Source organism: Sphingopyxis sp. EG6 (assembly GCF_003609815.1).
Taxonomy (GTDB): domain Bacteria; phylum Pseudomonadota; class Alphaproteobacteria; order Sphingomonadales; family Sphingomonadaceae; genus Sphingopyxis.
On the sequence record NZ_AP017603.1, the window covers coordinates 1,357,072 to 1,370,473 of the forward strand.

Annotated in this window: 11 protein-coding genes and 2 tRNA genes; 6 read left to right on the forward strand and 7 right to left on the reverse strand. The window is 64.8% G+C overall.

Annotated elements, in window-relative coordinates:
- Positions 1–401 precede the first annotated feature (401 nt).
- Both SPYCW_RS06745 and SPYCW_RS06750 read right to left on the reverse strand, forming a co-directional pair.
- Positions 402–1,345, reverse strand: a protein-coding gene (locus SPYCW_RS06745; RefSeq protein ID WP_120216151.1) for an IS630 family transposase whose coding sequence is annotated in 2 segments (ribosomal slippage) — positions 402–1,007 and positions 1,010–1,345 — 942 coding nt in all. Because the reading frame shifts where the segments join, the coding sequence is not laid out codon by codon here.
- An 89-nt stretch (positions 1,346–1,434) separates the two neighbouring features.
- Complete coding sequence (locus tag SPYCW_RS06750) at positions 1,435–3,807, reverse strand: hypothetical protein (RefSeq protein WP_120216152.1); 2,373 nt, start codon at positions 3,805–3,807, stop codon at positions 1,435–1,437.
- A 68-nt stretch (positions 3,808–3,875) separates the two neighbouring features.
- On the opposite strand from SPYCW_RS06750, the gene SPYCW_RS06755 reads away from it, so the two are divergent.
- On the forward strand, positions 3,876–4,172 hold the full coding sequence (locus SPYCW_RS06755; RefSeq protein ID WP_120216153.1) for an Hpt domain-containing protein: 297 nt from the start codon (positions 3,876–3,878) through the stop codon (positions 4,170–4,172).
- Between the two features lie 185 nt (positions 4,173–4,357).
- A complete protein-coding gene (locus SPYCW_RS06760; protein ID WP_120216154.1) occupies positions 4,358–5,656 on the forward strand; it encodes a tetratricopeptide repeat protein in 1,299 nt (432 codons plus the stop codon).
- Positions 5,657–5,739: 83 nt separating this feature from the next.
- On the opposite strand, the gene SPYCW_RS06765 is transcribed toward SPYCW_RS06760, so the two are convergent.
- Positions 5,740–6,213 carry an Lrp/AsnC family transcriptional regulator gene (locus SPYCW_RS06765; RefSeq protein WP_120216155.1) on the reverse strand — a complete coding sequence of 158 codons (474 nt, stop codon included), beginning with the start codon at positions 6,211–6,213 and terminating at the stop codon, positions 5,740–5,742.
- Positions 6,214–6,397: 184 nt separating this feature from the next.
- Between SPYCW_RS06765 and SPYCW_RS06770 the strand changes: the two genes are divergently transcribed.
- The 3 genes from SPYCW_RS06770 (at position 6,398) to SPYCW_RS06780 (ending at position 9,240) form a co-directional block, all read left to right on the forward strand.
- Complete coding sequence (locus tag SPYCW_RS06770) at positions 6,398–8,041, forward strand: histidine kinase dimerization/phospho-acceptor domain-containing protein (RefSeq protein WP_120218155.1); 1,644 nt, start codon at positions 6,398–6,400, stop codon at positions 8,039–8,041.
- 28 nt (positions 8,042–8,069) lie between these two features.
- On the forward strand, positions 8,070–9,095 hold the full coding sequence (locus SPYCW_RS06775) for a polysaccharide deacetylase family protein (RefSeq protein WP_232014861.1): 1,026 nt from the start codon (positions 8,070–8,072) through the stop codon (positions 9,093–9,095).
- Between the two features lie 69 nt (positions 9,096–9,164).
- Positions 9,165–9,240, forward strand: a tRNA-Ile gene (locus SPYCW_RS06780).
- A gap of 17 nt (positions 9,241–9,257) precedes the next feature.
- Here SPYCW_RS06780 and SPYCW_RS06785 read toward each other — a convergent pair.
- Positions 9,258–9,626 (reverse strand): hypothetical protein, encoded by a 369-nt coding sequence (locus tag SPYCW_RS06785; protein WP_120216157.1) that lies wholly within the window; start codon positions 9,624–9,626, stop codon positions 9,258–9,260.
- Positions 9,627–9,761: 135 nt separating this feature from the next.
- On the opposite strand from SPYCW_RS06785, the gene SPYCW_RS06790 reads away from it, so the two are divergent.
- Positions 9,762–11,237, forward strand: coding sequence for a M20 family peptidase (locus tag SPYCW_RS06790; protein WP_120216158.1), 1,476 nt, complete (start codon positions 9,762–9,764; stop codon positions 11,235–11,237).
- A 29-nt stretch (positions 11,238–11,266) separates the two neighbouring features.
- On the opposite strand, the gene SPYCW_RS06795 is transcribed toward SPYCW_RS06790, so the two are convergent.
- The 3 genes from SPYCW_RS06795 to SPYCW_RS06805 form a co-directional block, all read right to left on the reverse strand.
- Positions 11,267–11,343: transfer RNA gene (locus SPYCW_RS06795), tRNA-Pro, on the reverse strand.
- A 16-nt stretch (positions 11,344–11,359) separates the two neighbouring features.
- Entirely contained in the window at positions 11,360–11,707 is a 348-nt protein-coding gene (locus SPYCW_RS06800; protein ID WP_172595438.1) for a hypothetical protein, read from the reverse strand.
- Between the two features lie 204 nt (positions 11,708–11,911).
- Entirely contained in the window at positions 11,912–13,303 is a 1,392-nt protein-coding gene (locus SPYCW_RS06805) for a M20/M25/M40 family metallo-hydrolase (RefSeq protein ID WP_120218156.1), read from the reverse strand.
- Between the last annotated feature and the right edge of the window lie 99 nt (positions 13,304–13,402).

Consider the following 13,402-nt stretch of genomic DNA (forward strand, 5'->3'; position numbering starts at 1 on the left):
TTAACAATCCCAAAGTTCAGGAAAGTTCAGTCTATTGCATTCGCCTATTTGGGCGTCTCGGCGTGTCGGACGCGTCATACAAGCATCGCCTTAGCCGCACCCGCAAACCGAGCCGTGACCGCTATTTGCCTACCAGATGAAAGAGCCGAATGAAGGCTGGCACAGCCCGAAAATGTAGGAAAGACTTATTTTGAAGGCTTCGTCTGCTTGGGGGTGGTGAGCTGCTCTCAGGTCGTCGTCACCCCGGACTTGATCCGGGGTCCATGCGGCCTCGCACCGCGCTATGCTGAGAGGGCGGATGGATCCCGGATCAAGTCCGGGATGACGAGAATGTAGGCCAGCTTCCGGTCGAAACGCCGCGCCGACCTGTTAACGCCCCTACCGCCTAGAGTCTTTCTGGCTTAGATTGAGGCATATCCGGCTCCACGGATGTAGTTGGCGCACTCGTTGGGCGGGAAGTGATCGAGCAGTTTTCCGATGCGCCGCCATGTGGTTTCGACGGTGCGCTCGTTGGCCTTTCGGAGCAGGCGTTTGAGCTTGGCGAACATTTCCTCGATGGGGTTCAGATCGGGCGAGTAGGGCGGCAGGAAGAACAGCCTGATGCCCGCCGTCTTGAGCAGTTTGCGCACCTGGCTGCCTTTGTGGCTGCCGAGGTTGTCGACCACGACGATGCAGCCCGGCTCCAGCTCGGGGATCAGGAACTGCTCGACCCAGGCGGTGAAGCTCTCGCCGTTGATCGGGCCGTCGATAACGCAAGGAGCGACGATGCCGTCATGGCGCAGCCCGGCAATGAAGGTCAGCGTCTTCCAATGCCCGTGCGGCACCTTGTCGATCAGCGCCTCACCCTTGGTATGCCAGCCATGGGTGCGAGTCATGTTGGTCTTCGCCCAGGTCTCGTCGATGAAGACCATCCGCTTGGGGTCTACCCAGCGCTGGACCCAGCGCCAGCGGGCACGGCGGCGAACGACGTCGGGCCGGTCTTGCTCCTTGGCGAAGAGCGTCTTTTTTTAAACGTCTTGCCGCACCGCCTGAGGAACCGCCACAGCGTGTCGCAGCACACCGTAACTCCCCGCTCGTCACGCAGCTCGGCCAGCAACTCGTGCAGGGTCAGATCCTTCTTCTGTTCGATCCGAGCCAGCAGCCACTCGCGCTCACCCGCCAGCAACGGCCGCATGTGACCGCCGACCTTGCCCGGCTCAACCGAACCTCGCGTCCGCCATGCCTGTGCCCAGCGAACCCCCGTGGCCGGGCTCACCTCCAGCAACCGGGCCGCCGCCCGCGCCGACATGCCCCGATCCAGAGCACGGCAAAATCGAACCCGCAAATCCTGCGATAATGGCCTCATCCATGCTGGCCTCCTCACCAGTGGCCAGCTTGAATCACACTTCTGAGCCCCTGGGAATCCCCCGCGATTCATTCAACATCGGAAAGACTCTAGCCCCGCAAGCGGTCGATCGCCTGCGCCAGCGCCACGTACAGCTTGCCGATGTCCGACGACAGCAAGGTCACACTGATCGCCGATCCGTCGCGCGCGCCGATCAGCAGGCGGAGCATCGCTTCGAAATCATGGATGAACTGGTTTACCGACGCGTGGAAGCCGTCGTCATTCTGGTAAAGCCGCAGGATTTCCTTGGCCTCGCTGTTTTCGATCAGCTTGACCGCGCGCCGCGCGAACACGCCGCGGTCGCCCTTCAGATACGCGTCCCAGGCGGTGTCGCTGACTTCGGTCGACAGGATCTTGGTGACGTCGATCGCGGTCGATTTCAGCGCTTCGGTGAGTAGCCCGACCTGTTTGGCAAGCGAATCGCGGCCCGATGTGGCGATTGCCTGTTCGGCCTCGGCTACACGCTGTTCGACGCTGGCGCTGGTGTCCATGATCGTGATGAGCTGGCGCATCAGGCGGTCGGCGGCGCCGTTCGCCGCCGCCACCGCGCGTGCGGAGGCTTCTTCGATTGCGGTCAGCTGGGCCATGATCTCGTTCTTGAACGCCGCGTCGATCGCCTCGGTCGCGGTGGCCTGCATCGCTTCGCGTGCGCCCGACACCAGCTTTTCGAGCGTCTCACGCGCCTCCTCGGCCGCTGAATCGGCGGTGGCGCGCACCTCGCCCAGCGTTGCGATCATCCGCGCGCCGCCCTGTTCGGCAAATTCATCGGCGCCGTCGCGCAGTTTCGCCAGCGCGGCCTCGGCGTCGGCGAGCGATCCGTTGATCCGGTCGACGAGCGCCTGCTGGCTGGTCGCATGCCCGGCCATCTGTTCCTCGTTCGACTTGAGCGTCGCCTGCACCGCATTGACGTGCGACATCGTCGATTGCGCGACAAGTTCGGACGCCTCGAGCATCGGGCGCAATTGCGCCAGCGCGGTTTGCGTTGCCTTGCCGTGCGATGCCATGCGGTCGAGCGCATGCGGCAGCGTTTCGTCGAGTTCGCGGGTCACCGCGTCGAGCGCCAGCAGCAGTGATTCGGCGTGCGTGATCAGCTGATGCGCCGACGCATTGCCGCTCTGCACTTCCTGCATGAAGGCGCTGAGCTGGGTCTTAGTGTCGTCGATCGAGCGACCGATGACCCCGGTGCTGGCCGTCACGCTGACATCGAGCACGTCGAGCTGCTGCGCGACTTCGGCGACATGCGCGGTGATCCGCATCGCAAGCGCGTCGCTGGCATCGGCGTGGGCGGACAATTGCGCGCCCATCGCATCGCCCGCATCGCGCGCGGCAACGAGCTTGGCATCCATTTGCGCGGCGGCTGCATCGACACCATCGCGGAACCGGCGCCAGCTTTCGTCGATCTGCGCGGTGATCGTGGCGACGGTCGATGCCATGTCGTCGCGCGCGGTAGCGCCGGCGCTGGTGATCCGCGCGAGCGCGGCGTCGTGCGCGCTGCTGACCTGGGTGGAGGCAGCGAGCAGGCCGGTTTCGGTCTCCTTGCTCTGTTCTTGGAGCGCGACGATCGCTTCTAGGACGCTGGCGGTCGCGCTTTCGCCGGTTTGGGCGGTTCTTGCGGCTGCTTCGCCAAGTTCGGCGAGCTTGGCCTCGAGGCTCGCGCCCTGTTGATGCGCGACGAGGCCCGCTTCGCGGAAATTGACCGCGAGCCGCTGCGCCACATCGTCGATCCGCGGCAGGCCAGCGAGCAGCCCGTCCATCCGCTGCAAGGCGACATCACCCGAACGCGCGAGCTGATCATGTGCATTGGCAATCACCGACGCGTTGCTGGCCAGCTTGTCGCTGCTTTCGCCCAGCCGCATCACGGTGTCGAGGCCGAGTTGCTGGACGATCTTCGCCTGTTCGCCGAGCTGCTTCTGGGCGTCGGCCAGGTGCAGGCCGAGCGAGTGCATCGATTGATTGAGCGCCAGATTTTCCTCGCGCAGCGCGGCAGCGACGCGCGCGAAACGCGCCTGTTCCGAACGACCCGACCGCAGCAGCACCATCCACAGCACCGCGAGCAGGGTCAGCGGCATGGCGATCGTCGCGATCAGCGTCGGCAGGGTAGCGAGCGCCGGTGTGCGCGCAAAATTGTCGGTCGCGACGGCCAGCGCGAATCCGGTCCAGCCAATCGCCAGCAGAACAAGCAGGGCAGGGGCAACTCGGTCGCGCCACGCCGACGCCGGCTGCGCCGCATCGTCAGCGGAGTCGTCAAGGTCGTCGTCCGCATCAAGCACCGACATGTCGAGCCATTCGCGTTCGATCGGGGCAGCCGCTTCGGGCGCGGGCACCGTTTCCGGCGGCGCGGCATCGGCCTGCGCTGTGCTGTCGGCTTCCTGGATTTTGGCGGAATCCCGCCATAATCCGACGATTTTCTTGTCCCCCGTCATCCCGCCATCTTAGCATCAAATGACCGTCTTGAAACGGAAACTTAACTACAAGCTGCCAACCCTGTGGAATGTCGTTCGATAGTGGCCCCCTTGACCGTTACCTCAGCGCCGCGATCGGTGACGATCCGGCGATCGCGATGGACCTGCGCACGGCCTTTGCCAGCAGCGCGCGCGACCTCGCCGACCTGATGCGCCGGGCGCGCTGCGACGCCAATTGGGAGGTTGCGGCGCTCCGCCTGAAAGGGCTGGCGGCGACCTTTGGCATCATCTCGCTCATCGAACTGGCCGAGCAGGCGATGGCCGGCGCGCCCGGCGACCCGCTGGTGCTGCGCCAGATCAACGCGGCGATCGACGAGCTCGGTTGACCGACGGGGCGCGGGCTGGGCGGGGTTCAATCGCCGTTCAGCCGCTTTCTTCCAAATAATATCGGTACGGGCCGTCTTGCCTTGGCAACGCGACGGGTTTAGCCGCGTTATGAACGCGCGCCGGAACCCTGTTTGCGTTGCCTGTTTTCGTTGGGCGAGCCGGCCGATTCTGAGGAGAGATTTCGATGTTCACCCGTTTCCGCTCGATGCCCGCGACGGCCATGGCCGCCGTGCTGGGCTGCGCGCTGATGGCGACCGCTACCCCGGCTGCCGCTCAGAAGAAGGAAAAGCCGAAAAAGGAAGAAGCCGCCAAGGGCAAGCAGCTGACCGCAAGCAAAGGTTTTGCGCCTGCGCTCAAGAAGATGACCGACGCCAACTCGGCCAAGGATGCCGCGGCCCTGCAGGCGGCGCTGACCGAGGCGCAGGCCAGCGCATCGACCCCCGATGACAAATACCTCGTCGGCTTTTACCAGCTCCAGCTTGGCATCCTGGGCAAGGACCAGGCGTTGCAGGGGCAGGGGCTGGACGTGATGCTCGAGTCGGGGCTGACCCCGGCGGAGAACATCGGCGTCTATAATTTCTATTCGGGCAACTTCGCCTATGGCGCGAAAAACTACACCAAGGCGATTCAGCGGCTGGAAGCGGCAAAGGCCGCGGGCTCGACCGAAGCCGCGCTGGCACCGATGCTGATGGACAGCTATCTGAATGCCGGTCAGATCGACAAGGGCTGGGAAATTGCACAGGCGGGGATCGCGAGCGCGCGCGCAGCCGGCACAAAGCCGTCTGAAGAGCTGTTCGTGCGCCCCGCGCAGGCTTTTCAGAAAGCCAACCGGACCAACGAGATGCTCGACGTGCTGACGATGCGCGTTCAGGATTATCCGACCCCGGCGACGTGGCGCAACACGCTGTACATCCTGTTGCAGCAGTCGGGCGGTGACAAGGAGCTCAACCTCGACATCCTGCGCTTGATGCGCGCGACCAATTCGATGACCCAGCGCCCCGAATATCTGGAATATGCGGGCTTGGCGACCGAAGCGGGTTATCCGGGCGAGGTTGTCGCGCTGATCAAGCATGGCCAGAACAGCGGCGCCATTCCCAAGACTGACGCGCATTTCGGCGGCATCCTCGAATCGCAGACCCCGCGCGCCACGGCTGACGCCGCGGCGGTTGCGGCCGATGCGACCAAGCCCGCCACGCTGAGCAACCCGAAGGCGGCGCGTGCGACCGCCGACGCGCTGGTCGGTAATGGCGACGCCGCAAAGGCGATTCCGCTGTATCAGGCCGCGCTGGCGGCCAGCCCGACCGATGCGGTCATCCAGTATCGCCTGGGCGTGGCGCAGGCGCTCGCCGGGCAGAGCGATGCGGCGGTGGCGAGTTTCGCGAAGGTGCAGGGCAATCGCCAGCGGTTGGCGCAGCTGTGGACCGTGCGTGCCAAGGCTGGCGCAGCGCCTGCTGCGGCTCCGGCGGCTACGCCTGCGAGCTGAGGCGCGGCTTCACGACATAAAAAAGGGCGCCGTTCCGATGGGAGCGGCGCCCTTTTTGATGGGCGGTCAGGCGTCGATAACGGTCACGAGTCGACCGGAATGCCCGCCAACTGCTTCGCGGTGCGGATGGTCAGCGACGTCTTGACGCTGGTGACATTGGGGGCCGAGGTCAGATGCGCGGTCAGGAACGACTGGAAACTCTGCAAATCGCGCGCGACGACTTTCAGCAGAAAATCGATTTCACCGTTGAGCATGTAGCATTCGCGCACTTCGGCAAGGCCGCCGATGTAATCCTCGAAGGCTTTCAAATCGGCTTCGGCCTGGCTGCGCAGGCTGACCATCGCGAACACGGTGATGCCATAACCCAGCTTCGCCGCGTCTAGATCGGCATGATAGGACCGGATGACCCCCGATTCCTCCAGGGCACGAACCCGGCGCAGGCACGGCGGCGCGGTGAGCCCAACCATTTGCGCCAGTTCGACGTTCGTCATCCGGCCATTTTTTTGCAGCTCACCCAATATCTGAAGGTCGATTTGATCGAATTTCTGACTCGCCATCGTTGAAACATCCGCTTTCCAAAACTGCGGTGACCATAATATTATTTCAGGCGATTGCAATTGTCCCACAATGTGACGAGCCCGGTTAAGGCACTTTCATGACCAAGGGATTCACGCTAGCCGGTAAGCGTAGGGTAACCAACGATAGAAGCTGTGGGGTTCGGTTCGCGTGATGGCTGACTCGATGATCGCGACCATCCTGCGCCAAGCGCCTTCGGACACGCGCGCGAGCATCGCGGCGTGGCGGCAACTGTCGGATATTCTGGCTCAGCGCGGCAATCAACTGGGTGATGACGATATTCGTCGCAGCCTGCATGCGCTCGCGGTTTTGCGGCCACGCGTCCCGGAGGCGGTACGTCGCGATTGTGCGCGAGCGATCGCGAAACATGGCAGATTCGCGCCGCTCGTTGCGCTTTACGCCAATGATGTCCCGGCGGTTGCCGCGATCATGCTCAGCAGCGCTCAGCTGCCCGAGGCGGATTGGCTGGCGATGCTGCCCGCGACCAGCGCGATGGCGCGATCGGTGCTGGCGGGGCGGAGCGATTTGCCGCGCGGCGTTTATCGCGCCCTGGCCAGCCTCGGCAGCGCCGCGGTAGCCTTGCCGCAACCGGCGGTATCGGTCGAAGCCGCCCCCGCGCCGGTGGTGGCGCTGCACGCCGCGCCCGATGCGGCGATTGGCAGCGGAACCAGCCAGATCAGCGAACTTGTGCGGCGAATCGACAAATATCAGTCGACCCGCGGCCAGCCCGCGACCGCCGCGGCTCCGCAACAGCAGCGTTCGGCCTTCCTGTTCGAAACCGGCCCCGATGGGGTGATCCATTGGGTCGACGGCGTCACCCGCGGCGCGGTGATCGGCCTGTCGATCGCCGAGGCGGCGTTTGGCGGCGAACCGGGAACGGATGGAGTGGCTGCGGGGGCATTTCGCCAGCGCGCCGAAATCCTCAATGCGCGGATGATGCTCGAAGGCACGCCTGCCGACGGCGGCGAGTGGCGCTTTTCGGCGCTGCCGTGGTTCGATCCGGCGACCGGGCAGTTTCGCGGCTATCGCGGCAGCGCGCGCCGTCCCAACCGCAACGAAACGCCCTATGGTCGGCCCGTTGGCGAAGATTCGGGCGATTCGATTCGCCAGCTGATCCACGAGCTGCGCAGCCCGCTCAACGCGATTTCGGGTTTTGCCCAGATCGTCGCAGGACAGATGTTCGGGCCGGTCAGCCAAGGTTATCGTACCATGGCCGACACGATCGTCGCCGACGCGCTGTCGGTGCAAACGATCATCGATGATCTGGAAACCGCGGCGCGCAGCAATGTTGCGACCGCGATCGACCCGTCCCCGGACGAAGTCGTCGATATGGGCACCGTGGTGACGCAGGTGGAAAGCGACCTTGCCCCGCTGCTAGCCGAACAGCATGTGGACCTCAGCATCTCGCGGGTTGGTGGCCCCTTCATGGGGCTCGCCAATGATGCCAACGCACGGCGAATGGTCGGCCGCCTGCTGACCGCGCTGATAGATGTATCCGAAACGGGTACAATTCTTGTCGGCCAGCTCGTCACCGAGACGCCGCACGACGATATGCTCCAGCTACGGATCGTTCGTCCGGCATCGATTCGCTTCGCGACCGCATCTGACCTGCTCGATCCGGGCTTCAGCCCCGAAGGCGAAGCCCCGGGGGCGGCGGTGCTCAGCCTCGGCTTTTCGCTCCGCCTCGTCGATAGCCTGGCCCGCGCTGCGGGCGGACGGCTCGACATCGGGCATAACGCCTTGACCTTGCACCTGCGCTCCGCCAACTCGAAGACCGAAGCCGGACTGGAGGCCCAGCAGGGCGAATAGCCCGAACGGTCTGGAAGCAAGGGGGAGCGTGGTGCAGCCTGCGGGCAATTTCTTTGCTGAGCCTGCGCCATCCGACCTGGTGGAACTCGCAGCGGACGAACGGCCGCGTTTCTGGGTCACGATCGATACCGAAGAGGATTTCGATTGGGAGGCGCCTTTTGCCCGCACCGGCTATGGCCTTTCGTCGATCCCCGCGCTCGCCGATTGCCAGCGCTACTTCGCCAGTGCGAAGGTGAAACCCATCTATCTGGTCGACTGGCCGGTCGTCGCGGATGACCGCGCCGTCGATATTCTGGGCGCGGCGCGAGCCGACGGCGCGTGCGAAATCGGCGCGCAGCTGCATCCCTGGGTGACCCCGCCCCACGACGAGGATGTCAGCGCGCAAAACAGCTATACCGGCAATCTGCCGCGCGATTTGCAACGTGCAAAGATGATCGCGCTGCGCGATGCGATCCGCGATCGTTTCGCGATGATGCCGACGGTCTATCGCGCGGGGCGCTATGGGCTTGGCGGGGAAACCGCCGCGATGCTCGCCGAACTTGGCTTTCGGTGCGACACTTCGGTGCGGTCGGGCTTCGATTATCGTTTCGGCCATGGTCCCGATTACCGCAATGCCCCGCTGCATCCCTGGTGGGTGCGCACCGTAGCCGGTGCCGTGCTTGAGGTGCCCGTGACCACGGTGTTTGGCGGGCTGCTGGGGAGGGCGGGTGAGCCGGTCTATCACCGCGTCGCGCGCAACGGCACCCACGCCGGGGCGGCACTCGCGCGGCTGGGGATCGTCGAACGCATTGCGCTGACGCCGGAAGGCATTCCTGCCGACCGGGCCTGCAAGGCGATCGATATCGCGGTGGACCTGCGCGTGCCCGTTCTCAACTTCTCCTTCCATTCGCCGTCGCTGCAACCGGGGAATACCCCCTATGTCCGCAGCCAGGCCGATCTCGACCTGTTCTACCAGTGGTGGGATGTCGTGCTGGATCATCTGGCGCGGCGCGGCGTCGAGGCGACGACCGCGGCGGACATCATGGCCATGGCGGCGCGCAGGCCGCCCGGCTGAGCCTTGGCGCTTGCCAATATGGCGCGTGCTCCGCTATCGCCCGCGCATCCCCTACCGGGTTTCGACGGGGGGCCTGTAGCTCAATGGTTAGAGCTGGCCGCTCATAACGGCTAGGTTGCGGGTTCGAGTCCTGCCGGGCCCACCACTTCCCAATTTGACGCGCTAGGGCGCCCTGGGCCGGAGCCGCTGCGCGGCGGTCAGGTCGCGCAAGACCTGCGCCCGCATCTCCAGTTCGCGCCGTTCGGAATCGGACAGGCCGTCACGCCCGTAACGATCGGCAAGCGTCGATATTTGCCCGGCCTCGCGGCGCAGCGCGCGGGCCTCGCGCTTCGACAATTGCCCGGCATCGCGCCCATCGCGGATCCGCGCGCGGGTTTCGCGAAGATCATGATCGACGGTCGATCGCTGGGCTGCTGTCGCCATATCGGATATTCCGGGCATCCGGTCGCTCGGCGGCGGCGTTCGCGGCACAAACTGCGCCTGTGCCGCGGTCGGCACCAGCAGGACGGCAAGGACGACAGACAATCGCATGGGCGGCCTCGATCGCAGGGGTGAACCAGAAATCGCGCTGCGGTGATGAATGTGCACTGAACCCGGGGGAGGCATGCATAATGCTTGCAAATCGAAACCGATAACGGTCCATTGGCGCGGGAGCAGGAGGGCGATATGGGGAAGCGGCGTGTAATATTGATCGGTGGTCTGGCGATCATTGCGGTGGTAGCGGGAACGGTGGCGGTACGCACTGCCAGCTTTGCGCCGAAAGACATCGCCGATGGCAGCGATGTCCGACTGGCGGCGGTGCCACCTTATGCGCTGGATGCCGCGGTTGCGAACCTGAGCGCAGCGGCACAGATCCGCACGATCTCGCACCAGGATCCCGCCGACGACGAGACGGCCGAATGGGACCGGTTGCACGCCTGGCTTGCCGCGACCTATCCTGCCGCGCACCGCGCGATGGCGCGCACGATCCTGCCTAACCGCACGCTGATCTACCATTGGCCGGGCAGCGATCCGGCGCTGGCACCCATAATCCTGATGGCGCATCAGGACGTGGTGCCGGTCACCGAAGGGACTGAGGGCGACTGGAAATATCCCCCCTTCGCCGGGACGATCGCCGAACAGGCGGTGTGGGGGCGCGGCACGGTCGACGACAAGGGCTCGCTGGTCGCGCTGTTCGAGGCACTCGAAGCGCTGAGCGGGCAGGGATTTCGGCCCAAGCGGGGCATTTATCTGGTGTCGGGGCATGACGAGGAGGTCGGTGGATCCGGCGCGGCCGCGGCCGCGGCGAAGCTGAAGGCCGACGGGGTGAGGGCGATCTTCACACTCGATGAAGGCAGCGTCGTGCTGACCGACACGCCCGTGATCAACGGCCCTGCGATCATGATCGGGATTGCCGAGAAAGGCTATGCGACGCTGAAGGTCACCGCCGACGCACCAGGCGGCCACAGTTCGATGCCGCCCGCCGAAACTGGCGTCGGGACGCTGGCGCGGGCGATCACCGCGATCACGGACAAGCCGTTTCCTTTGAGCATCCAGGGACCGGGCGCCGCGATGCTCGAAACGCTCGCCGCGAAAAAGGGCGGGACCACCAAAATGGCGGTGGCGAACCAGTGGCTGTTCGGCCCGATCCTGAAAGGCGAGGTCGCCGCGACGCCATCGACCGCGGCGGCATTTCACACGACGATTGCGCCGACGATGCTGGAGGGAAGTCCAAAGGAAAACGTCCTGCCGCAGACCGCGAACGCGCTGATCAACTATCGCATCGCGCCGTGGAACCGATCAGGCGATATCATCGCCCGCGCGAAGGGCGCTGTCGGCGATTTGCCGGTCAAACTGGCGTGGGTAAAACCGCCGCGCGAACCGTCGCGGGTGTCGTCGACCAGCTCGCAAGGCTGGAAATGGATCGCGGCGACGGCGCGGGCCGATGCGCCGAATGCAGTATTGTCACCGATCCTGGTCGTCGGCGGCACCGACAGCCGCAGCATGGAGCCGGTTTCGGACGATGTGTACCGATTTATGCCGATGCATTTTTCGCTGAAAGAAACAGCGATGATCCATGGCACCAACGAACATATGAAGATCGACAGCTTCAAACGCATGATCGATTTCTATGCGCGGCTGATCGCAACGTCGGCGGGGTAGCCGGGGCGGGCTCATTTTTTGGGGGGCAGTGGTCGGGGAGACAGGATTCGAACCTGCGACATCCTGCTCCCAAAGCAGGCGCGCTACCGGGCTGCGCTACTCCCCGACTACTGTTGGGCGCCTTAGACAGCGCGCGCACGCAAGTCTATCCCGGCTTTGCAAAAGGCAAAGAAAAAGGCGGCCTTCCCGAAGGAAGACCGCCCAATTCTAGTTTCGGTCAACGCCCCGAAGGGCTGTGACTTACTTCTTTTCTTCAGCCGGAGCGGCCGGAGCAGCAGCGGCGTCGGCCGGAGCAGCAGCGGTCGCAGCAGCGTCAGCCGGAGCAGCGGCAGCAGCGTCGGCACCAGCAGCGGCAGCTTCGGCACCAGCAGCAGCGGCGTCAGCGCCAGCAGCAGCGGCGTCAGCGCCTTCTTCAGCAACAGCTTCAGCAGCCGGGGCTTCCGTGGTGGCTTCTTCAGCAGCCTTTTCACCGCAAGCGGCGAGGGCGAACATGCTGGCAGCAACGGCGATAGCAGCAAATTTCTTCATGATGTGTGGGCTCCCTAAAATGCCTTACCGCGATGGGGAAACTTCCCGTCCCGCGAGCGGCGGGATTTAGCCGTTCCGTATGGATCGTCAACAAAAATAATTGAGATGCCGTGCGCTGGCGGAAAACTGTCATTTCCGCGCAACATTCACGGCAGCTCGGCGTCGCTGCTATTGGCGAGAATCGCCAGTGTCGCGCTCCAGACCGCGACATTTTGCCGCAATTGCACCGGATCGATCTTGTCGAGCGTGTCGTCGGGCGTGTGGTGCAGATCGAAATAGCGCGTCCCATCCTGGGCCAGGTCGATCGTGGGCACCCCCGCGGCGACCAGCGCGCCAATATCCGCACCGCCACTTGCGGGCTGGCGACCGCGCACGACGCCGAAGGGCGCTACGGCGGCGGTCAGCCGGTCGGCGAGCGGCTTTGCACTGTCGGGCAGCTTGAAATCGATGCGCCACACGCGATCGGCTCCAAAATCGGACTCGAGCGCTACCGCATGCTTCTGTTCGCCATGGCGCTCGAAATAGGCCTTGCCGCCGAACACGCCCACTTCCTCCGCTCCCGCCCACAAAATGCGGATCGTCCGGCGCGGCTGGCCCGCCGTCATCACATGGTTCGCCGCTGCGGTGATAATCCCGCACCCCGCGGCGTCATCGATCGCGCCGGTGCCCAGATCCCAGCTGTCGAGGTGACAGGCGATGATGACCGGGCTGGCGCCGCGATCGCTTCCGGGCACTTCGGCGATGACGTTCCCCGATTTGCGGATGCCGAGGTTCTGCGGAGTCAGGATGAGCTTCATCGTGAGCAGCGCCGCTTCATCGCTGCGCACCGGCTGCGCGCGTCGCCACTGCCGGACAAGTTGATCGGCATCGGGATTGGAGATCGCGCCCGCCGGGATCGGCTTCACTCCGGCGTCGAAATTGGTGACGCCGGTGTGCGGGTTCCGGTGGCTGTCGGTGCCGATCGAGCGGATCACGATCGCGATCGCGCCTTTTTGGGCGGCGACATTAGGGCCGGAAAACCGCCCACGGCCATAATAGCCGTAGCCGCTGCCGTCCTGTGCCGGCTTCATCTGATGATCGATGAAGACGATCTTGCCCTTCACGCTGGCGGCGGGTGCGGCGGCGAGCGCGTCGAAGCTCTCGAAATAGGCGATCTCGCCTTCGATGCCCTTGGCGCCCGTCGATGCGCTGTTGCCAAGCGCGGTGATCGCCAGCTTCTGCGGCACCAGCGGGCCGGTCAACCAAGCCTCTTCGGCACCGCGCACCCATACGGGCATGTCGAACGCCTCCTCGCGGACGTTCGCGAAGCCCATGGCCTGTAACCGCCGCGTCGCCCAGCGGCGTGCAGCGGCTTCGGACTCGGTTCCGGGCATGCGCGGGCCGATCTCGGTCGTCAGATCGCGGGTGATCGCCCATGCCGGATCGTTGCCCTGCTGCGCGAGCTCGGCAGCGCTGGGTACCGGTTGGGCAGTTACGGCAGAGGAGAGGAGAAGAGCGGTGATTCCGGCAAGGCGGATCGGTGTGCGGGGGTTTCTCATCCCGCTGTCGTAGCTGCGCGTCTCGCGGGCGCAAGCGCCGATCGCCCCGATGATTGCCAAGATGGCCCCCATTCGCTAACCGCGCCACGATTCCATTGT